The sequence below is a fragment of the Sabulicella flocculans genome (assembly GCF_045449635.1).
Taxonomy (GTDB): domain Bacteria; phylum Pseudomonadota; class Alphaproteobacteria; order Acetobacterales; family Acetobacteraceae; genus Roseococcus.
Genome location: NZ_JBJJBR010000071.1, coordinates 1 through 264, shown reverse-complemented (window position 1 = coordinate 264; position 264 = coordinate 1). Strand labels below are relative to the sequence as shown.

Below are 264 nucleotides of genomic sequence, written 5' to 3'. Positions count from 1 at the left end.
CGATCGTCTCCTCCGGGATCGGCCGGCCGGCGCGCTCGGCGCGCTGCACCAGGTCGCCGAGCCGCTCCAGCCGGCGCTGGTAGCGCTCATAGGCGGTCTCGTTGTCCTGGATGAGCCGCTCGCGCTCGCGCAGAAGATCGTTCAGCTGCCGCTCGGCGTCGCGCGCCTCCCGCGCGCCCTCGGTGCTGGCGCGGCGCACGGCGGCGACACGGGGTTCCAGCCGGCGCAGCGCCTCGTCGCGCTCCTGCAGCGCCAGGGTCTCGA

1 pseudogene is annotated in these 264 nt (G+C 75.8%); it reads right to left on the bottom strand.

The annotated features are described in order from the left end of the window. A pseudogene (locus ACI6QG_RS19665) lies at window positions 1-264 on the bottom strand (tape measure protein); the annotation flags it as partial.